Raw genomic sequence first — 20,252 nt, forward strand, 5'->3', positions numbered from 1 at the left:
AAAAAAAGCCCCAACGAAAGGTTGAGGCTCTAAAAATATATGTTCAAATCAGATTATCCAACGATGTGATCTCTCATCTCTTTCACATTGTTCGCTATATCCGTAAACTGACCCTCTGTCATTTCTGTTCCTTCACCCAGTTGATCATAAGTTAGACTTATAAACCTCAGGTTTGGAAGCACTTTGCTTACATTTTCATCATCCTGATGGTTTTCCATCAACTCCACTAACTTCACTACTTGTGCTTTCTGATTAGCTAAAACGGCCATTAGCTCTCCTTTGTTCTCACTCATTTTTACCAATTCACATGTAATATGAAGTCCCTCAACCACGCTACCGGCAATTACCAGAATGGAGGTTTTCTCTTCACCATTTTGATTGAGGTAATTGTAGGTATCATAAAATGATTCAGTAACGATGAAAATCAATGAATCAATATTATCCATATTGTTTTCAATTCGTTGCGCCATTGATTCGTTGAATGCTGAAGTGATATTCAGATCATCAATTAGTCTTTTCGAAACATCCAAAAAGTCAATGGTCTCCTGAGTCTTGTCAAAAGTAGCCGCATAGCTAAGATCAGCACCATAAACTCCAAGGTTTGCTGCCTTTTGCCAGGTAGCAACATATTGATCGACTTTCGCAGGATCATTAACTATATCCTGTGAGTAGGATGTATTAGCATTGCTTAGCATTTGAGAAACTTCAAATGCAGTAGGTAGCGGATAAGTAAATTCTTTCTCTACAAAACTTTCAATTTCTTCTTTCTTTTCGGCGGTTGATTCCTCAGAAGCTTTCTTTCCTCCACCACATGAGATTAAAAAGAGTGCAGAAACAAATAGTGAAAAGTGTATAAAATTCTTTTTCATGAGATTGGTTTGTTTATCATCAATTCAAATTCAAGATTAATCTATTAATTACTTTCATCAAACACTTATCGAGCCAATTTATCCTAAAATCATTATTTAAGTCCAAATTTTGATGCATGCCATGCTCTTTCATGTAAATAATAAAAAAGCATTTTCAGCACACTTTCAATCAATGCAATCCCAGTTGCCTTTTCCATGGCGCTGGGGTCTTCTCTAAAAATAAAAAAGGCAATGGCAAAAGTTGTTAAAGAGGCTGTAACTCGCCAGGTTAAGGTTTTAAATAAATGTCTTATCGCACTTCTGACTCTTAATTTTACATTATACCAAATTCTTTCATGGTAGTAATACAAGGCCATTTTCAGTACGGTTTCTATCAATGCAACCCACCCAGCTTTTTCTGTTGCATTTGGATCTTCCCTAAAGAAAAAGATTGTCAGAATAAATGTTGTCCCGGTTGCAACGATTCTCCATGTGATCGTTTTGGCGATATGTCTTTTTCGGCTTCCTGGCATTTGTATAATAATAGCGGGCAAAAATAGGTCTCAACATGCATCTGGCACTATGAATTACCGGAAAACTGTTATAGATTAAAAAAAATCAGTTCTTGGTGAATTTTGTACTTTCACTAAGTAATGACTCATTATTTTACTGAGTCACTTTTAGGTAAAAGTCATTTGAATTTAGTTTATTAGATCACGCATTTTTACAAAGAGAAATTAACCAATGGCTTTAGGACAAAATCTTACTAAGCGCCAAAACCCAGAGCAACCAAAAGATAAATCTGCTTCCAAAGAGAAGGATGATGCTAAAAGTGATCCTGAAAAACCTTTAGATGAGGTTGAAGCTGGATCAGGAGAAGCAACTGAAGAAGACGTTATAAAATCTTATCAGCAGTTTTGTGTTTTCAAGTCAGGAAGGGAAGAATATGCTATTTCCATTGACTTGGTGAGAGAAGTCGTTCCGTACCCTGCTAGTGCCTATGTTCCTCAGATGCCCGATTACTTGAAGGGGATGGCGAATGTTAGAGGAAATATTTATGGCATTCTGGATTTAGCTGAATTTTTTAAAGTAGACAATGAAGCCTCTCCAAAATATTTAATGGTTTTGGATATTGAAGATTATCAGATGGGCATTGCCATTCCTGATGTTCCAAATACATTAATGATTTCGGATGACATGATAGAGTCACTATCCACATCTCGATTGAAATCGACCATTGGTCAGAAATACTTAAAAGGAATTATTAAAAAAGACCGCCGAATGATTATCCTATTCGATATATTAGGAATGATTTCGAGTGATAAATTCACTGTAAGAAGCTAAATGCTTTGTTTTCAGAATAGTTAACCGATACCAAGATGCTTAAAAACTTTACCATACGCCGAAAAATGATGCTGTTCATACTTGGGCTGACAGTCATAATTTATGTTATTACCATTGGATATATAAGCTACAACCTAAGAAAAAATGCAATTGCTGAGGCTGAAAAACTCGCTGATTCATATGCCAAGCAAAAGGCTGGTGAGATCAAGTCAATTATAGATGAAGACCTTGCTGTGGCACGTATTATGGCTAAAGCTGTAGAAGAATATACTTACCTGCCTGATGCTCAACGAAACGAACTCAGAAAAACATTTCTTGAGAAAGTATTAAAACTATATCCAAAGTATGATGCCACATGGATGAGTTGGGAACTTCGATTTATTGACCCTAATTGGGATAAAACATATGGAAGGGAGCGCTTCAATTCTTATATGGAAGGTGACAAAATCAAGTCTTCAATGGAGCTTGCACAATTGGATGGTAGTGAGGGGAGCTCTATTTATGAACGGTTTAGAGATGAGGATGACTTAAATGAGTTGTTGAGTGAGCCGTATTGGTATATGGAATATGATTATGAATCAGTCGACAAAGACTCTCTTCTTGGAATTTCTCCCACTGTCCGAATGGAAATCGATGGTGAGCTTGTTGGAATTATAGGAACAGACATGTCCGTTGATGATTTCCAAGGTATATCTGAGGTTGACTTCTATGAGAATGCTTTTGCTCTATTGGTATCAGGAGGAGGGGTTATTACAGCCCACAAGAATGCAGGGCTTTTTAATAAGCACATGGATACGCTAAATATTATAAGAGATAGCCCTCTCAATGTAGTCGAACATATGAAAGCAGGTCAGCCATTCTCTTATCGAGCTTTTGATGAATCTTTAGGTGACAATGTATATGTTTCTTTTGCGAGTATTCCAATTGGACGGTCTGGCGATTCCTGGTGGGCGGTGTTTGTTGTACCAGTCTCTGAAATCACTGCTCCTTTTAATGCAACATTCAGGTGGACCATCATCATTGGGCTCATTGGGTTAGTTCTTCTTTCATATACAATATGGAACCTTGCTAATCGAATCACAGATTCGCTTGACCAATCGAATAACCTATTAAAAAATCTTGCCAAGGGAGTTTTGGATAATTCTTTGATAATCAAGAATATATCAAAGGATGAGTTGGGTGAAATTGCGCAATCCGTTAACAAACTTTTGGATGAGTTGAGGAAGAAAGCTGAATTCTCAAGAGAAATTGGTGAAGGAAACCTCAATGCAGATTTTGAAATTTCAGGTGAAAATGATGTATTAGGAGCTTCCCTAATCATGATGAGAAACAACTTGCGCTCGGTAATAGATGAAACGAATGAAGTGGTTCAGCATGCAGAAGGCGAAGGTGATCTTACCTCCCGAATAAACCCTGATAATAAAATGGGTGCCTGGAAGGATTTGAGCAAGTCGATCAACAGTCTGCTAGAATCCGTTTCTAAACCATTTGCTGTTCTTAACGAAATGGCTAATAGAATGGCGGAAGGTGACCTTACTGTAAGGTATACCGAAGAAGCGAAAGGCGATATCCTGAACCTTGCTGACAACCTTAACAAAGCTCTTCACAATTTGGATGAGCTGCTTGACGGTATCGTAAAGAATGCAATTATCATAGGTGATAGCTCAATGGAGATGCTTTCAGCAAGTGAAGAGATGAATACCAATACTGGTGAGATTGCTTCGGCGATAGCAGAGATGAGTAGTGGCGCACAGACGCAAGTAAGTAAGGTTGATGAATCTTCAAATCTCGTTGAAAATATCCAGCGTGCAGCGTCCAGTATGAGTAATCAGGCAGAAGAGATCAATGTAGCTGCCCACAAAGTCTCTGAAAGTTCTGAAAATGGACTTAAGATGGTAAATAAGGTTGGCTTCAGTATGAAGGATATCAAAGCCTTCGCAAATGATACAAACAAGTCAATCCAGATTCTGACTGAACGCTCGAATGAGATCACAAGGGTTTTGGGAATTATCACAGATATTGCTTCGCAGACAAACTTGCTTGCGCTAAATGCGGCTATTGAGGCTGCACAGGCTGGCGATGCAGGCAGGGGGTTTGCAGTTGTAGCAGAGGAAATAAGAAAGCTGGCAGAAGATTCAAGAAACTCTGCACGGGAAATTGAGAAGTTGATTACGGATGTCCAAAACGATACTGCTGCTGCAGCTAAAGTCATTGAGGTGATGAACGAGAGTATTCTTGGAGGAGAGAGTGCCTCAAATGATGCCTCTGAGGCATTTAGAGAAATCGCTTCATCATCCAATCAAAACCTTGAGATATCCAAACAGATTCTGGAAGCTACCAAAGATCAGATGGATAGCATACGAAACGTAGTGACCATCACAGAGGGGATTGTAGTGATTGCAGAAGAAACGGCTGCCGGTACAGAACAGGTAGCAAGCTCTGCTACTGAGCTATCTGCCGGTATGGAAAGCTATACGCAGCGATCCGAGGAAGTAACTGAGATAGCAAGAATGCTTAAAGAGAAGGTGGGGATGTTTAAGCTGACAAAGAAAGGTGATGAATAATGGTAGTTTATTCCATTATAAATCAGAAGGGTGGTACAGGTAAAACCACCACAGCCATCAACCTTGGAGCTGCTTTAAACAGGCGAGCAAAAGATGTGCTATTGATAGACCTTGATTCTCAAGGCAATTTGAGTTATTCACTTGGAGTCAATGATTTTGAGAAATCAATGGCTGATGTTTTGCTTGGAGATGCAAAAATCGAAACGATTTTCCATGAAAGGGAGGGACTGAAAATAGCCCCTTCAGATAATCAGCTGGCAGATACTGAGCTTTCACTTGCGAGAAGCGAAGGACAAGAAACTGCTCTTTCAGATTTATTAAAGGAAGTAAGTGGGTTTGATTTTATCCTTATTGATTGTCCTCCGTCATTATCTACATTGACCCTCAATGCACTCATGGCCTCAGATCGGGTAATTATACCGATGCAAATGGAAGTATTGAGCTTGCAAGGCCTTGATCAGATTGTTCAGACGATTCAAAAAGTAGGTAAGTCTTACTCAAAGAAATTAATAATAGAAGGCGTACTACCGGTCATGGTAGATCAGCGCAGAAAGCTAAGCCAGGAAGTAAAGGATTATATCAGGGAAAACTACGACCTGCGGATTTTTGAGTCCATGATTCGAAATAATGTAAAAGCTTCGGAGGCTCCATCTTTTGGTAAAAGTGTGATTTCGTACAAGCCTACTTCAAATAGTGCGGTAGACTACATGCGATTTGCAGACGAAGTTTTAGAATTAAATGTGTAGGAGAAGATGGCACTAGGCAAGAATTTGAAGAAGCAGCAGTTGATCTCGGAGGAGAAAAAAAAGCAGCCTGCAACCAAAAAGAAGGTGCAGAAAAAGAAGTTGATTAAAACTGGAAAAAGCACTAAGAAGGAATCCGGTAAAAAACTGGCCAATTATATAAGTGAAAAAGAGCAAGAGCGAAGGAATCAAGTTCGAATCAGGCAAAAGGAATCGATCTCGCATTTTGAAGGTATTGTTCAATTTGTGGTTTTTAAAGTCGGATCTGAGGAATTTGCCATGGACATCTCCAGGGTAAAGGAAGTGGTGATCATGCCCGGGTTGTCCGAAGCACCTAACACACCTAAGCACGTTAAGGGAATCGCTTCAATCAGAGGAAAAACCTTTCTGGCTTTGGATTTAAATCTTAAGTTCAATAAGAACACCAAAAAGGAACGACAGTTTCTACTGGCCATCAATGATAAAGCCAAATCAATTGCATTTATGCTGGAGGAACTGCCAATGACCTTGAAAGTGGATAGCAAGAATATTAGCTCAGATTTATCCACATTGGACAATACAACAAAAGATGTTACATACATTCAGGGTATAATCCAGCTTGAAGATAGAATCATCTTTTACCTGGATATCGATGAGCTAATAGCCAGTGACAAAGCGATAGTAGTACCTGATGAATTCGTAAAATAAAAATGGCAGAAAAGCTGAAAATATTGGTTGTTGATGATTCTGCTTTTATGCGGTTGCTTATCACTGATTTGCTCTCGGAGGATTCTCACCTGGAAGTAGCCGGCACGGCAACCAATGGGCTCGAAGCTATCAATCAGGTAAAAGAACTCAAACCTGATATCGTACTTCTTGATCTGAATATGGCTGATTATGATGGACTTTATGCCATAAAAGGTATTATGCAGGAACGTCCAACACCGATTCTGATCCTGAGTTCTGTAGGTAATACAGATTTGCAGCCAGTTTTCGAGGCACTTAAGAATGGTGCGGTTGATTATATAAATAAGCCTGATAGAAACAAATCCAAAATGCGTGAGCTTCAAACAGAGCTCATTCAAAAGATAAAGAGCACCTCACGAGCTAAACCCAAGAAGATTGGTTCCGCTAAATCGAAGGTTAAGGTTGTGGCAAGGAAGCGGCCAAGGAAAACGAATTATGACCTTATTGCAATAGGCGCATCCACTGGAGGACCTACTGCCATTGAACGAGTAATATGCTCATTACCTGAAGATTTTGATATTCCGATCCTTATTTGTCAGCACATGCCGAAGGTATTTATTCCACAGTTTGTGCAACGGCTGGGTTCGCTTACTTCTTTGGAAGTAGTTTCTGCCACCAAAGGAATGACACCAGTACCAGGGGTGGTTATGTTTTGTCCAGGTCATGCGAATTTGATACTCAAAAAGGAGAATGGGGAAGTTGAAGTTGATTTTACTGAGGAAACCTATCCCGAATACAATAATCCATCCATAAACGCAATGATGCTCAGTGCGGCCAAGGTATATGGTAATCGAATGGTAGGAGTGATACTTACCGGGATGGGAAAAGATGGGGTGAATGGTATGAAAGCCATCAATGAGGCAGGAGGTAAAACAATTGCCCAGAACAAAGAAAGCAGCGTGATTTATGGAATGCCCAAGGCAGCTTCTGAAGCAGGAGCGATAGAAGCTATACTTGATATTAAAGACATTGGTAATTACTTAGTCAACAATCTGTAATGTCATCCAAAGAAGAAGAATATCGCCAGTTGTTTCTAACGGAAGCCCTTGAAAACTTCGAGGAGTTAAACCGGCTCTTTGTGGAACTGGAAAAGGATCATTCAAGCAAAAAAGCCATTGCCAACATTTTCCGTATTGTTCATACCCTGAAAGGAAATGCCATGGGGATGGGCTATGATAAGATAGCTGATCTGGCCCATACGATGGAGGATGTTTTCGGGGCGATTAAAAATGGTGAGATTCCTCTGGATAAAGAGCTTGTGGACAGTTTGTTTCGTGCAAATGATAAGCTTGGAGGCCTTATTAATGCTGTTACTTCTGGTGACAGAGTCAGTTATCTGGGCATCAAAACAAAACTGGCCGTTTATCTGAAGAATGCACGTGAGGATAGTGAAGATGGAGATCAGGAGGACCGGGATGATTCTGTCGGTGCTGATTCAGTAGATACCTCTCAGGAAACGGTAGAGGAGGAGACCGGTACAATCAAATTTGCAGATGTCGTTCAGATTCCCGTCAAACGAATGGATGATTTGCTTAATATGGTTGGTGAGCTGGTTATCGAACGGGATCGATTGATTTCACTTTTTGGAGCTGAAGGGAAAAGCACACTTGAGTTTGAAAGGATTAAGCGAATCTCATCAAATCTGCATTATGGCATCATGAATGTACGAATGGTGCAGATGGGGTTCCTCTTCAATAAATTTCACAGGGTTCTTAGAGATGCAGCCTCATCTGAAAACAAGTCAGTTGAATTAGTGCTGAAAGGTACAGAAGTCGAAATTGATCGAAACATACTGAAAATCATAAGCGATTCGATGGTTCATTTGGTTAGAAATGCTGTTGGCCATGGGATTGAGTCCTCAGAAGAACGAAGAAATTCAGGTAAAGACCTAACCGCTAAGGTGACCTTAGATGCGAAGCTTGAAAAAGATAGTGTGGTTATTATTATTTCTGATGACGGAAAAGGGATCAACACTGTAAAAATCAAGGAAAAGATCGTCCGACAAAAGATGGTGACTCAGGAGGTAGCTGACCGTCTCAGTGAGAATGAAATCATACGATACATTTTCGAACCCGGCTTTTCAAGTGCTGATAAAGTAACGGATATTTCTGGTCGTGGAGTAGGTATGGATGTTGTGAAGAAGTCTGTAGAATCCATTGGTGGCCAGGTGCTTGTTGAAACCGAGGTAGGAATCGGCACATCTATACATTTGGTTTTACCATCCTCATTAGCCCTCAAAGGTGCACTTTTATTTGAAGTAGGCAGCCAGGACTATGCAATTCCATTGACTTATATTGATTCAGTGGCCTATGTCACGAAAGATGAGATTCATCAGGTGGGAGATGGTTTGATGTTTGACTATCAGGAAAAATCCTTGCCAGTTGTTTTTCTCGACGGACTCATCAAAACACACAATCTGGAATCAATTGATCAAGAGGAAATTGGACTTAATTATTTGAAAGAGATCGATGAAGCCAAGGAGCTAAATGTAATTGTTACAACACATTCGGGCCGATTACTCGGGCTTGTGGTGGATAAGCTTCAGCGGCAGAAAGAAATTATAGAGAAAAAGCTACCTAGACCACTAGATAACAGCAGGTTATTAAGTGGAACTACCATTTTGGGGTCTGGCAATGTATGCCCGGTTTTAGATGTAGCATCCATAATGGATATTTTGTTTCAATCAACAACTAAAAAAGCAGAGTCATAGCAACGATAACAACAGATATGATTAGTGATGAAGAGCTCACGGCACTCATGCAGGCGATTAATAATCGCTATGGGCTCGACTTCACCAATTATGAGCGAACCTCTCTGAAAAGAGGAATTGTGCGGTTGATGATGAAGCACAACATGGAAACCATTCTGGAGTTGTGGTCGCTTGTACTCAAGGATAATGAATTCTTCCTTTCAGCTATTGATGACCTGCTGGTAAACCTTACAGAGCTGTTTAGAAATCCAGATGTTTGGATCAAACTGAGAGATGAGATTATGCCTTCATTTGATAGCAAATCTGTGAAGATATGGCATGCAGGCTGTTCCACCGGAGAGGAAGTGTACACAATGAATATTGTACTGGAAACACTAAATATGCTACACAGGAGCAGGTTAATCGCTACAGACCTCAGTACAACTGCTCTCAATAAGGCAAAGAAAGGGGACTATGCACTTACTACCATCAATCAGTATTTGGTTCCATTTTTGAAGTTCCTCCCAAACAGACAGCTCGAAGATTATTTCGATTTTCATGATAAGCATGCAAATATTAAATCGAAGTATCAAACCAATGTGACCTTCAAGAAACACAATTTGGTGATGGACCCCATGAAGGATCAATTTGACATTATTTTTTGCCGAAATGTGATGATCTACTTTGATGAAATGCTGAAGAACAAAGTACTGGATTTATTGCATTCTTGTTTGAAAGATGATGGTTATTTAATTATAGGGTATTACGACATTATGCCAGAGTATGGTAAATCCAAATTCAGCATTCATGATGTGAAAACGCGTATTTACAAGAAAATTTCAGATTAAATAAAAGATTATGCGAGTACTTATCGTAGATGATTCCACCTATATCCGCTCCAGTCTTCGTACACTTTTGGAGGAGAATGGCTATGATGTAGTTGGTGAGGCTAAAAATGGCGAATCTGCCATTGATCTCGCTTTAGAATTAAAACCTGATGTAATCACACTGGACAATATTTTGCCGGATATGACAGGCCTGGATGTATTAAAAACCATCAATACTGATGACTTTACATCCAAAGTGATCATGATAAGTGCGGTAGGCCAGCAGTCTGCTATTGTCGATGCTATGTCCAATGGAGCCAAACATTACTTAGTAAAGCCATTTGACAACTCAGAGTTAATCGCTATTTTGAAGGAACTCGATGAAGAATCTTAATTGTTCGCCTAAAACATCTTTAAGATTGAAAATAAAGGACTATTTTGACAAAAAAACCAACAACCATATTTCTAGAAACGCATGATTGAAGATTTGAATGAAAATGAGCTGAAAATAGCCACCAAACTGATATTTGATGGACTTTCGATGGCTAAGTCTTCTATGGAGCAAATTCTCCAAAGTCCGATTTCGATTGAAAAAATTGATTATGTCAGCGCAGATTTGGATTTAGATCGATTTGGAGGCCCGAATCAGGATGTTCACTTAATTAAAACGGAACTCATGGGTGAGTTGAAAGGAACGAGTCACCTGATTTTCTCGGAAAATGAAGTTGCGAAGCTGTATGAGGCCTGTTTGCCAGAGAAGGTAGCAAAAGACAATTCAAAGGAAAGCACCATCATGAAGTTGGGCTTTCTTACGGAAATAGACAATATGGTGTCTGCAGCAGTTATAACAGAGTTTTCAAATTTTCTTGATGTAGAGATTTATGGAAACGTTCCGTCATTGAAAGTGTTAAAAGCAACTGAGTTGAATGATTTTATAGTAAGAGAATCCAGCGAATTCGAATCAATCATTCATTTCAAGGCGGTTTTTCATGGAAAAGAACTAGATATTTGCCCGGATTTTATCTGGGTATTTCACAATAAATTTGTGGATCGAATTAAGGACCTGGTTTAATTACTCATTATCACCCTAGTGTAATTAAAATAAAGTGATAAACAGTAATAAAAAGTAAAATGAGCAAGACAGTATTGATCGTTGATGACTCTATTTATATGAGATCATTAATTAAGACTGCAATGGAAGGTGCAGGTTTTGAAGTTGTTGGGGAAGCCCAAAATGGCGAGAGTGCCATTGATTTGGCGGTTCAGTTGCAACCAGACCTGATCACATTAGACAACATCCTTCCGGATATGATGGGGTTTGAAATACTAAAAGTACTAAAAGATGAAGGAGTACCCTCCAAGGTTATCATGGTAAGTGCTGTAGGTCAGCAGACTGTGGTAAACAAGGGGCTTTCATTAGGTGCTTCTGAATACATTGTTAAACCATTTACCGAAGAGGATTTACTCAAGGTTGTAGAAAAAGTTCTTGCATAGCATAGCGTGCAAATTCCATGATAAAAAGACTAACCAATCTACCCATACGCCAAAAGTTTGCGGTTATTATTATTCCGCTTATAGTTATCATTTTGGCCTTTGATTACCTACAGGTACGCTACCACTATCTTGATTATTCGGATAGTGTCAGACTTAATAAAGCCATCACTGTAGGTATTGAGATCAATCATGTCGTACATGAAATCCAAAAGGAGCGAAGTGTTTCGTCTGGGTTTCTGGCAAATGAAGGTGAAAGCTTTGGAGTAAAAATGAATCAGCAGCGGTTGAAGACAGATAGTACGCTGCAGAAATATTACGATGAGCTTTCCAGTGGGGAGTTGGATGACCTAATGAAGATACATAGGACGGATCTTGATGAGCTAAATGCATATTTTGATAAGTTGACCACCCTCAGAAAAAGTATTGATCAGCATCGTATTTCATCAGAAGAATCAATTGATCGATTTTCTGAAATTAATAACATGGCACTCAATACAGTGATCAAGCTGATTGATGAGACCCGGGACAAGGAAATCGCACAACAGATACATGCCATTATTTACTTTTTGAAGTCAAAAGAGTTTGCAAGTATCGAACGAGCCATTGGTACGCAGGCATTTTCTCACAACCACATAGGATTTGATCTTTACAATCGTTTTACCACCTTAGTAGCGAAACAAAATTCTTATCTGGATGCTTTCAGTATCATAGCAAATGAAGAATCTACAACCTATTACAGTCAGATTGTAAAAGGAGAAGAGGTAGAAGAAGTGGGGCGAATGCGTGAGGTTGTTTTCGAGAATGATACATTATCAGAAAACCCCGATCATTGGTATGAAGCCAGTACAACCAAGATCAATTTATTGAAGCGGGTTGAGGACTACATGTCAGATAATATTCAAACCCGGACTGAGATTATTGCCAGTAGATCAGTACGAAATTTCTGGACATTTTTAATACTTGATATAACGATTGGAGTCATAGCTTTTTGGCTCATGACTACCCTGGTAACCAATTTATTGAAGAATGTAAGTATACTGGAAGCGTATACACGAAGAATTTCAGCCGGAGACCTTACAAAAAAGGTAGTTATACCTACGAAGGATGAGTTAGGACAATACGCAAATACATTTAACAAAATGGTATTGGAAATACGCAAATCTCAATTTGAACTGCGTAAGCAAAGAGATAAGGCTAAGTTCTTATACAAGAATATCTATGGCGTTTCCCTGGTTGTTTTTGAAAATATAGAGCAAGGAATTTTTCTTCTTGATAAGGAATTCAAGATTTCAAAGTTTCACTCTAAGGCGATGAAGGAAATCTTTAACAATGACCGAATCGCCGGTGAAAATTTTGCCAACTTTATGCGACCGCTGATCTTGCCTCGCGAGCTTGAGGCCCTGGAGATGTTTATGCGGCACCTCTTTAATGAGGACATGGATGAGGAAGTGGTCAATCAGCTCAATCCTATTGACCAGGTAAAAATCCATACAGAGCAGAATGGAATTGTAGCTACAAAATATATCCGTGTAGAATTCACCAGGATTTTTAGAAAAGACAAGATTCAGAATATCATGGTGACCGTCTCGGATGAGACTGAGTCAATCTTATTGCAGCAGCACTTAAGTGAAGCTGAGAAGAAAAAGCAGCAGGAAACAGAAAGAGTGCTTAGCATTCTTAAAATTGATCCTTCGATCCTTAGAGGTTTCCTTCACAACTCTCGTAAAATGCTTAAGAGTATCTCCGAGAAATATGAGAAAAACGATGGGGATGAGTATTCTGAGCTGCTCAGCTTCACATTCGACATTATTCACAACCTTAAAGGAAATGCGGTTGTGATTGGTATGGAGCTGATGGCAAATAAATTCCATGAGATTGAAGAGGCTATTACTGCTTTGCAGTCCAAAGAGGTTAGAGGAAAAGATTTCCTTGCCATACTGTATGAGGTGGATGAAGCAGATCGAATGATCGCAGAGATCGCAGAGATGCTTTATAAGATTATCAATATCTACAAAAAATTCCCTGCAGAAGGTGACTCTGTTTCAAATATCATGGTTATTGATTCTTTGGAGAGAGGTGCAGAGCTCATTGCCAAAGAAGAAGGAAAATCTGTAAATGTAACTTTTGATAATCTGGAGAATGTGATCCTTCCTGAGGCTTATATAGAACCTTTTAAGGACATGATGATTCAGCTTATTCGTAACTCCATTGTACATGGAATCGAGGCACCAAGCGTACGCATGAATGAGGGGAAAGTCATCATGGGAGAAATTCTCATTGAACTCTCTAAGAGTGATCATGAGTTATTCATTAGATACAAGGATGATGGTAGAGGCTTAGATATCAATCGAATTAAGCAAAAAGCTGTTGAGCGAGGCATTGTAACAGAGACTGATCTTAAGAAGATGGAAGACTTTGAAATTGTTGATATGATCTTCAACGAAGGTTTTTCTACCGCTGATAAATCTGATACCAATGCCGGCAGAGGACAGGGCATGCATTTGGTAAAATCAATATTGGATAAACACAAAGGTGCCTATGAGATCACCTATGAAGAAGGTAAAGAATTTCAAATGATTATTAAGCTGCCTATTCTTGAATCTCAAAAAGAATCAGAGGAAGCATGAAAGAGCGATTATTGATTGTAGATGACTCTTCAGTAATGCGGAGAACCATTGAGAAAAATCTAGCAGATTATGACCTTGAAATCATAGGTCAAGCCTCAAATGGTGTGGAAGCAGTACAAATGGTCATGGATCATAAACCTGATGTTGTCACATTGGATATCACCATGCCTGAGATGGACGGAATTGCATGTTTGGAGGAGATTATGAAAATTAATCCCGCTACTAAGGTGATGATCATCACAGCTTTAGCAGACAAACTGACCGGATTAATTGCTTTAGACAAAGGAGCCAGAGGGTTTATGTATAAACCAGTAAATTCTGATGACCTGGCAAGAGCATTTGATAAATTACTGAAAAGGGATGGAGAGTAGGAAAGAAGAATTTGAAGCAACCTGCAATTTGTTCATCAATTCGGTGAGCAACTACTTTAAGCACCTGACAGAAATTGACTCTGATATGAAGGTACCTTATCTCAAAGAGTCGGAGGGTTTGGTACTTAAAGATTTTACAGGTATGATCGGCATATCCGGAAGCCGCCAGGGTTTCGTATATATTTCTGCTAACAGGGAAATGTTTGCAGATCTCATAAATATGTTCATTGGTATCGAAGATCCTTCAGAAGAGGATATTTTAGATATGGCCGGAGAAATCTCCAATGTAGTTGCCGGAAATGTTCGGGCAAATCTGGGTGCCAATTTTATGATTTCAGTACCAACGGTGTTCGAGGGCATGCCTGAGGAACTTCATATTCCAGAAAACGTTTCAATGTATGTTATTCCTATTAAATGGAACAATCATGAAGCATTTGTTGTGTTAGGTTTGGATTGAAAGCGAATTAAGGATCGCAAATGGAAAAGAAAGTGAGCAAGGAATCTAACTGGATCGTAAACTTTGACCAGATTGAAGATAGCACTCGAAGAAATTATTTCTCGGTGCTTCCTCAGGAAGAACGGTTAATGGAGTTTTTTTCCGATGCATTTGTGATCAACAAGCCAAAGGGACGTGTAGGAGGAGATGGTTTTTGGCTTCATAAGCATGATGATGATGTTTACCTGGCACTCTTTACATGTATAGGCGAAGGTCACCTCGCAAGTATGATGATACGGATCTACATGAATGCCTTGAAGAAAATGGTTGATGGGTATTCCATTGATTTTCCAGGCTCAATTCTTCAGTTCCTCCATCGGGAAGTACAGGCTCGATTCAAGGATAAAAACAACATTTTGCTCAACACCAATGCTAATGTGGGTATTGTTAAACTCAACACACAAACCAAACAAATGGAGTTTGCAGGTGCCAACATGGATCTACTTCAGGTTCATGGCAAAGGTATTAATGTAATTAAGGGTGATGATACGCAGGTTGGAGAAACAAGAGAGCAACGTTCGGGATACAGCTCAAATTCATTGGAAGACACGGAAGATTCCAATTTCTTTTTATGCAGTACAGGAGTTTTCAATCTTATTGGAGGACCTGAATTTAAAAAGCTCTCAAAGGAAAAGTTAGGTGACTTCTTAAGAGAAAAAAGAAAAACACCAATGGCTGAGCAGAAACACCTCGCTGAGCAATATCTCACCGCCTGGACAGGCGTAAATCGTCAAAACGATGATATCATGATGATTGGCTTCAAAGCCTAGGTCTTTCATACCTATTCCATCCATCAAAATTTTTGAGTAAATTATATGCGTATATAGGTCGATCTCTATAGAATGTACCTACATCGTATTATTCAATAAACCTGTCGAAAGGGCGCATTTTTGTCATTATTAGCGGCCTTATATGCGTTATTTTGCAACCATTGTGAGTGGGAAATGATACTCGCTTTTACCCTTGGTGGATGCAAAAAGACCCGTCTGTTTTTAAAGAGTTAAGTGTTAAGACACTGGCCAAGCGAATTGTGGTGGCATTTATTGCTGGCGTCAGTGCAGTATTGGCTATTGTGTATATTTCTAATCGTCAGGTTCAGAAGTTCACCGAGATCAATAGTCAGTTGGATCAGGTACTTAGTCTCGGTTCCAGACAACAAACCTTAAGCCAATACCTTTCAAAGAGTGTACTATTATTCGGGAATAGTGATGATTCACTACATGCCAAAAGTGAATTAGACTCTGCTTTGCGGGAGTTTCAAAAGAATCATCAGATGCTTCGACTGGCTAATGCCAGATTGGCATCTTATGAAATACTGGATCTAGATGTTGTTGATTCCATTTATGAAGCAACTGGTGCTCCATTGTCTGAGCTAGTGAAAAGTAGTTTCGGTATTCAGGAGGGAGGAAATACCGATATGTTTACGCAAAATGTTCTCCAGCAGGAGCAAACGTACCTTCCCCTTACAAATCAGCTATTAGGTGAGTACAAAAGGCAAGGTGTCATTATCAATGAAAACCTACATGAAGTAGTTTCTCACCAATATTGGCTGATTGGATTCACTGTCATATTAGCCGCGATTTCTGTTCTTGTGTTTACCATTCAATTAATTACAATCAGGATAAACGCTCATAAAGGATACTTCAATGAGTTGTTTGACTCAAGAAAGCGATATGAAAACCTAATCAGCAGCACACACGATGTGGTTTATGAACTCAACAGGAAAGGTGAATACACGTTTGTTAATCCCGCTTTCAAAAAACTGACAGGGTATGATTTTGGTGAAATTAAAATGAAAAAATGGTATGAATTCATACCTAAGGAACATCGAAAGGAAGTAGTTGATTTTTATTCGAAGGTGGCTGAGTTGAGGCAGTCTTCCTGCTATTTTGAGTTTCCTATTGTAACTAAAGAAAGGAAAATCGCATGGGTAGGTCAAACCTCAGATTTTTCATACGATGGAAAAGGTAATGTGCTTTTAGTCTATAACATCAGTAAAGACATCACAGACCAAAAACTTGCCATACAAAAGGAGGAAAGATATAAAGAGGGTCTTAAGCTTTTGAACGAGCTAAATGCTAAATCGGAGATAAGCATTCAAAAACGACTGGAAGATGGCCTTAAACTTTGCCTTGACTACTTAGACCTTGAAATTGGCATTGTCAGCAAGATTTGGATGGATGAGTATAGGATAGCAGCATTCTACCCTGAAAGTTCAGGTCTTCAGCTAAATCAGAAATTTAAACTTGGTAATACCTATTGTGATATTACACTCAGTGAAAAGGGAAAAGTTCTGAGTATTGATGACATGAATGAATCGATCCACAAGAGACACCCTTGTTTTGAAAAGTTCAAACTGGAATCTTATATAGGTGCTGCATACAGGGTAGAAGGAAAAGTAGCTGGTACAGTTAATTTCACCAGCACCAAAACAAGAAAACAGCCCTTTTCAGATTACGAGGTAGACTTTGTTACATTGATTTCCAAGTGGGTTGGTTCTTTGATGGAGCTCCAGGAAAACAGGGAGCGTCTCGTAGCGGAGCGTGAGCTTTTGAAAACCTTCATATCTACTGCACCGGCCGCCATCGCCATGTTCGATAAACATATGAATTATATTTCTGCGAGTAGGCGATGGGTAAAAGATCAAAACATTAAAGGGAACATTATTGGGAAATCTCACTATAAAGTGTTCCCAGAGATTCCGACCGAATGGAAGCAGATGCATCAACGTGCACTTGCGGGTGAAGTAATCAAACCGGGCATTGAAAAATTTGAAAGGGCTGATGGGTCCGTACAGTGGCTTCAAGGTGAGATACATCCCTGGTATACCAGTAAAGATAAGATTGGCGGGATCATTATTTTTATCAATGATTTAACCGAGATGAAGCGGCAGGAGGTAGAACTGCGCAAAGCGAAGGAGCAAGCTGAGGCGGCCGGGAAGGTGAAAGAGCAGTTCCTTTCCACCATGAGTCATGAAATCAGAACTCCCCTCAACGCGATTATCGGCACCACTCATCTTTTGGAAATGGAGCACCCTGAGTTGAGTGGTAACAATAGACTTAAAATGCTCAAATTTGGCAGTAATAACCTGCTCACCCTCATCAACGATATACTTGATTTCCAGAAAATCGAATCCGGTAATCTCGAAATCGTGCTGGATGATATTAACCTCAAAGATTTGGTGGAAAACATCCTGGAGACCTGGAAAGCAGTTCCACGCTCCGGAAAAGTTGAGTTGAAATATGAATATGCTAAAAAGCTCAAAGACTTTTATAAATGTGATGAGGTACGACTAACCCAGGTGCTCAACAATCTGGTTAGCAATGCATTGAAATTCACGGATGAGGGTACTGTGGAACTTAAAGTAAAGCCAGGCAAGGATAATATGATTCAGTTTTCAGTTATCGATACAGGCATAGGTATCCCTGATAATCAATTGGAGACTATCTTCGAATCATTCAAGCAGATAAATAACCCTCAATCACTTAAAGCAGGGGGTACTGGTCTTGGGCTTTCCATTTCAAAACACCTGGTGGATCTAATGGGTGGTAAACTAACCGTGGCTTCAAAAGTTGATGAAGGAACAACTTTCACTTTTAGCCTGCCTCTGGAAGAATCCACTGCGGTGCATGAGGAGAAGAAACTAAAGAAGATAGATGAGGCTAAGCTTGATTTGCACGTACTATTGGTTGAGGACAATCCTGCAAACCAGGAAATAGCAAAAGGATTCTTGAATAGATGGGGAGTGGAAGTGGATATTGCCAATCACGGAAAGGAGGCAATCAAAAAAATAAAGAGCAAAGCATTTGATCTGATGCTCATTGATGTGCGCATGCCGGTGATGAATGGATATGAAGCAACCAAAAAGATCAGAGCGATGAAAGATGACTATTTCAAAAGACTCCCAATCATTGCATTAACGGCCAGCACGCTGGCGGAATCTCGTGCCAAAATGGAGGATAGTGGAATGGATGAAATAGTTTCCAAGCCATTTGATCCACATGATCTATTTGAGAAAGTCAGCAGGCTAGGAAATAAAGCACAATCAGGTGTAAGAGAATCCGCTGAGGATGCTGATAAAGGTTCTTATTTTAAATTTCTCACAGAAGTACTGGGCGGGGATAAGGACAAAGTAATGATGATTGCCGGCATGGCTGTCAAGTCGATTGGTGATGACCTGAAGGGGAGTCGGGAGTCGCTTGATTTACAGGACAGAGAGCATACTTATAATTATCTGCACAAAATGAAATCTAACCTTGCCAATCTTGATTTGAAGGATTTGGCCTCAAGAATGCCTGACTATAAATCCGAAGGCTTTTGGAATGATCTACCATCATTTTTAGATGAGGTAGAAGGGGAGCTCGAAAAACTACAAACTCATCTCGTGTGAGACAACTAAAACTTCACTGCCTGGATTTTTTCCGGTTCAAGAATAGTTATTGAACTACCATTAATTTCGATCCACTGATCTTTTTTGAATTCAGATAGGATTCTAATCACAGATTCAGTGGCTGTACCCACCATTCCTGCCAGATCTGCTCTGGAGACTTCCAAAGTGACTTTCTTTTGATCTCCGGCATAGGTTTCATATAATTTCATTAGCGAATCAGCTGTTCGCTTTCTTACGGTATTGTAAGCCATCTCCATGAGTTCTTTTTCACGCTGAGATAGATTATTGGAAAGCATCTTAATAAACTTGCCGGATATCTCTCTGTTTTTAAATATCAACTCCTGAAAGTCATCCTTAGGTATTAGCAAAAGCTCAGCATCTTCCATGCATTCTGCAAATTCGGTCCTTGATGCATCCTGGATGACGGATTGTTCTCCTAAAAAATCTCCTTCCTTTCGGATATCATGAATAAACTCTTTTCCATCTTCATTGATGTGATAAGTTTTGATTTTACCCTTTAGAATTTTGTAGACAAAATTCCCATAATCACCCTCTCGATAGATGATTTCCTTTTTCCTATAATTCTGTGTTTTTCGTTCTTTTTCGAGATCCTGAATGTTTTGATACTTCGCGGCTTTTTGAACCAATTGATCTATCTCAGAGACACTGGAAAGGTCTTCATACTTCTTTAATCTTCGTTCAATAGCACCCAGCAACTCCATTTCTTCAAAAGGTTTAGTGATGTAGTCGTCTGCTCCCATATTCATTCCCTTTCGGAAATCAGTCTTCTCTGCTTTGGCAGTCAGGAAGATGAATGGGAGAGAGGCGGTTTCCGGATTCTTGGATAAAAGGTAGAGTACCTCATAGCCATCCATCTCGGGCATCATGATGTCACATAAAATGAGGCTAGGAGGAGTTGATAGTGCTTTTTTTACACCCTCCTTTCCATTTGGAGCAGATTCCACCTGATAATTGGACAGTTCCAGTAGCTCTACGATGTTCTCTCTTACATCGTCCTGATCTTCGATAACTAGAATACGTTGTTTGTTCATGGGTCTAGGGAATAAACAGATTTTGCCAAATTACTAAAAAGACTGACGATTATCATTCGCGTGGCTAAGGAAACTCATCAG

18 protein-coding genes are annotated in these 20,252 nt (G+C 39.5%); 15 read left to right on the top strand and 3 right to left on the bottom strand.

Going from position 1 to position 20,252, the window contains the following annotated elements:
* Window positions 1–53: 53 nt before the first annotated feature.
* Window positions 54–869 carry a hypothetical protein gene (locus tag ACOQON_RS06995; protein WP_420578210.1) on the bottom strand — a complete coding sequence of 272 codons (816 nt, stop codon included), beginning with the start codon at window positions 867–869 and terminating at the stop codon, window positions 54–56.
* A gap of 92 nt (window positions 870–961) precedes the next feature.
* Window positions 962–1,402: a DUF2061 domain-containing protein gene (locus tag ACOQON_RS07000; RefSeq protein WP_420578211.1), complete on the bottom strand. Its 441-nt coding sequence runs from the start codon at window positions 1,400–1,402 to the stop codon at window positions 962–964.
* Between the two features lie 190 nt (window positions 1,403–1,592).
* Here ACOQON_RS07000 and ACOQON_RS07005 point away from each other — a divergent pair, with 190 nt between their 5' ends.
* The 15 genes from ACOQON_RS07005 to ACOQON_RS07075 all read left to right on the top strand — a co-directional run bounded on the left by ACOQON_RS07005 (window position 1,593) and on the right by ACOQON_RS07075 (window position 19,119).
* The gene (locus ACOQON_RS07005) at window positions 1,593–2,192 is read left to right on the top strand and encodes a chemotaxis protein CheW (protein ID WP_420578212.1); all 600 of its coding nucleotides are present in this window, start codon (window positions 1,593–1,595) and stop codon (window positions 2,190–2,192) included.
* Window positions 2,193–2,227: 35 nt separating this feature from the next.
* The gene (locus ACOQON_RS07010) at window positions 2,228–4,756 is read left to right on the top strand and encodes a methyl-accepting chemotaxis protein (RefSeq protein ID WP_420578213.1); all 2,529 of its coding nucleotides are present in this window, start codon (window positions 2,228–2,230) and stop codon (window positions 4,754–4,756) included.
* Window positions 4,756–5,502: a ParA family protein gene (locus tag ACOQON_RS07015; RefSeq protein ID WP_420578214.1), complete on the top strand. Its 747-nt coding sequence runs from the start codon at window positions 4,756–4,758 to the stop codon at window positions 5,500–5,502. Before ACOQON_RS07010 ends, ACOQON_RS07015 begins: the two co-directional genes overlap by 1 nt.
* A gap of 6 nt (window positions 5,503–5,508) precedes the next feature.
* Window positions 5,509–6,186 carry a chemotaxis protein CheW gene (locus ACOQON_RS07020; RefSeq protein ID WP_420578215.1) on the top strand — a complete coding sequence of 226 codons (678 nt, stop codon included), beginning with the start codon at window positions 5,509–5,511 and terminating at the stop codon, window positions 6,184–6,186.
* A 2-nt stretch (window positions 6,187–6,188) separates the two neighbouring features.
* Window positions 6,189–7,223: a chemotaxis-specific protein-glutamate methyltransferase CheB gene (cheB, locus tag ACOQON_RS07025; RefSeq protein ID WP_420578216.1), complete on the top strand. Its 1,035-nt coding sequence runs from the start codon at window positions 6,189–6,191 to the stop codon at window positions 7,221–7,223.
* On the top strand, window positions 7,223–8,935 hold the full coding sequence (locus tag ACOQON_RS07030; protein ID WP_420578217.1) for a chemotaxis protein CheA: 1,713 nt from the start codon (window positions 7,223–7,225) through the stop codon (window positions 8,933–8,935). The genes cheB and ACOQON_RS07030 overlap by 1 nt, the downstream gene beginning before the upstream one ends.
* A gap of 17 nt (window positions 8,936–8,952) precedes the next feature.
* Window positions 8,953–9,762 (top strand): CheR family methyltransferase, encoded by an 810-nt coding sequence (locus ACOQON_RS07035; RefSeq protein WP_420578218.1) that lies wholly within the window; start codon window positions 8,953–8,955, stop codon window positions 9,760–9,762.
* A 10-nt stretch (window positions 9,763–9,772) separates the two neighbouring features.
* Window positions 9,773–10,135, top strand: coding sequence for a response regulator (locus ACOQON_RS07040; RefSeq protein ID WP_420578219.1), 363 nt, complete (start codon window positions 9,773–9,775; stop codon window positions 10,133–10,135).
* An 81-nt stretch (window positions 10,136–10,216) separates the two neighbouring features.
* A complete protein-coding gene (locus ACOQON_RS07045) occupies window positions 10,217–10,813 on the top strand; it encodes a hypothetical protein (protein WP_420578220.1) in 597 nt (198 codons plus the stop codon).
* 59 nt (window positions 10,814–10,872) lie between these two features.
* Window positions 10,873–11,235, top strand: coding sequence for a response regulator (locus ACOQON_RS07050; RefSeq protein ID WP_420578221.1), 363 nt, complete (start codon window positions 10,873–10,875; stop codon window positions 11,233–11,235).
* A 17-nt stretch (window positions 11,236–11,252) separates the two neighbouring features.
* Entirely contained in the window at window positions 11,253–13,862 is a 2,610-nt protein-coding gene (locus tag ACOQON_RS07055) for a nitrate- and nitrite sensing domain-containing protein (protein ID WP_420578222.1), read from the top strand.
* Window positions 13,859–14,233, top strand: coding sequence for a response regulator (locus ACOQON_RS07060; protein WP_420578223.1), 375 nt, complete (start codon window positions 13,859–13,861; stop codon window positions 14,231–14,233). Before ACOQON_RS07055 ends, ACOQON_RS07060 begins: the two co-directional genes overlap by 4 nt.
* Window positions 14,223–14,690, top strand: a complete 468-nt coding sequence (locus ACOQON_RS07065) for a chemotaxis protein CheX (protein ID WP_420318919.1) — start codon at window positions 14,223–14,225, stop codon at window positions 14,688–14,690. Before ACOQON_RS07060 ends, ACOQON_RS07065 begins: the two co-directional genes overlap by 11 nt.
* Before the next feature lie 20 nt (window positions 14,691–14,710).
* Window positions 14,711–15,499 (top strand): hypothetical protein, encoded by a 789-nt coding sequence (locus ACOQON_RS07070; RefSeq protein WP_420578224.1) that lies wholly within the window; start codon window positions 14,711–14,713, stop codon window positions 15,497–15,499.
* Between the two features lie 200 nt (window positions 15,500–15,699).
* Window positions 15,700–19,119, top strand: a complete 3,420-nt coding sequence (locus ACOQON_RS07075; RefSeq protein ID WP_420578225.1) for an ATP-binding protein — start codon at window positions 15,700–15,702, stop codon at window positions 19,117–19,119.
* Window positions 19,120–19,124: 5 nt separating this feature from the next.
* Here the strand turns inward: ACOQON_RS07075 and ACOQON_RS07080 are convergent, their stop codons facing one another.
* Window positions 19,125–20,171, bottom strand: a complete 1,047-nt coding sequence (locus ACOQON_RS07080) for a response regulator (protein ID WP_420578226.1) — start codon at window positions 20,169–20,171, stop codon at window positions 19,125–19,127.
* Window positions 20,172–20,252: the final 81 nt, after the last annotated feature.

The organism is Ekhidna sp. (genome assembly GCF_965221965.1).
In the GTDB taxonomy this organism is placed as follows: domain Bacteria; phylum Bacteroidota; class Bacteroidia; order Cytophagales; family Cyclobacteriaceae; genus Ekhidna.

Excerpts from the sequence above, each read along its gene's own strand:
- ACOQON_RS06995 (WP_420578210.1), bottom strand. The coding sequence starts at position 869 with ATGAAAAAGAATTTTATACACTTTTCACTATTTGTTTCTGCACTCTTT.
- ACOQON_RS07005 (WP_420578212.1), top strand. The coding sequence starts at position 1,593 with ATGGCTTTAGGACAAAATCTTACTAAGCGCCAAAACCCAGAGCAACCA.
- ACOQON_RS07010 (WP_420578213.1), top strand. The coding sequence starts at position 2,228 with ATGCTTAAAAACTTTACCATACGCCGAAAAATGATGCTGTTCATACTT.
- ACOQON_RS07015 (WP_420578214.1), top strand. The coding sequence starts at position 4,756 with ATGGTAGTTTATTCCATTATAAATCAGAAGGGTGGTACAGGTAAAACC.
- ACOQON_RS07020 (WP_420578215.1), top strand. The coding sequence starts at position 5,509 with ATGGCACTAGGCAAGAATTTGAAGAAGCAGCAGTTGATCTCGGAGGAG.
- cheB (WP_420578216.1), top strand. The coding sequence starts at position 6,189 with ATGGCAGAAAAGCTGAAAATATTGGTTGTTGATGATTCTGCTTTTATG.
- ACOQON_RS07030 (WP_420578217.1), top strand. The coding sequence starts at position 7,223 with ATGTCATCCAAAGAAGAAGAATATCGCCAGTTGTTTCTAACGGAAGCC.
- ACOQON_RS07035 (WP_420578218.1), top strand. The coding sequence starts at position 8,953 with ATGATTAGTGATGAAGAGCTCACGGCACTCATGCAGGCGATTAATAAT.
- ACOQON_RS07040 (WP_420578219.1), top strand. The coding sequence starts at position 9,773 with ATGCGAGTACTTATCGTAGATGATTCCACCTATATCCGCTCCAGTCTT.
- ACOQON_RS07045 (WP_420578220.1), top strand. The coding sequence starts at position 10,217 with ATGATTGAAGATTTGAATGAAAATGAGCTGAAAATAGCCACCAAACTG.
- ACOQON_RS07050 (WP_420578221.1), top strand. The coding sequence starts at position 10,873 with ATGAGCAAGACAGTATTGATCGTTGATGACTCTATTTATATGAGATCA.
- ACOQON_RS07055 (WP_420578222.1), top strand. The coding sequence starts at position 11,253 with ATGATAAAAAGACTAACCAATCTACCCATACGCCAAAAGTTTGCGGTT.
- ACOQON_RS07060 (WP_420578223.1), top strand. The coding sequence starts at position 13,859 with ATGAAAGAGCGATTATTGATTGTAGATGACTCTTCAGTAATGCGGAGA.
- ACOQON_RS07065 (WP_420318919.1), top strand. The coding sequence starts at position 14,223 with ATGGAGAGTAGGAAAGAAGAATTTGAAGCAACCTGCAATTTGTTCATC.
- ACOQON_RS07070 (WP_420578224.1), top strand. The coding sequence starts at position 14,711 with ATGGAAAAGAAAGTGAGCAAGGAATCTAACTGGATCGTAAACTTTGAC.
- ACOQON_RS07075 (WP_420578225.1), top strand. The coding sequence starts at position 15,700 with ATGCAAAAAGACCCGTCTGTTTTTAAAGAGTTAAGTGTTAAGACACTG.
- ACOQON_RS07080 (WP_420578226.1), bottom strand. The coding sequence starts at position 20,171 with ATGAACAAACAACGTATTCTAGTTATCGAAGATCAGGACGATGTAAGA.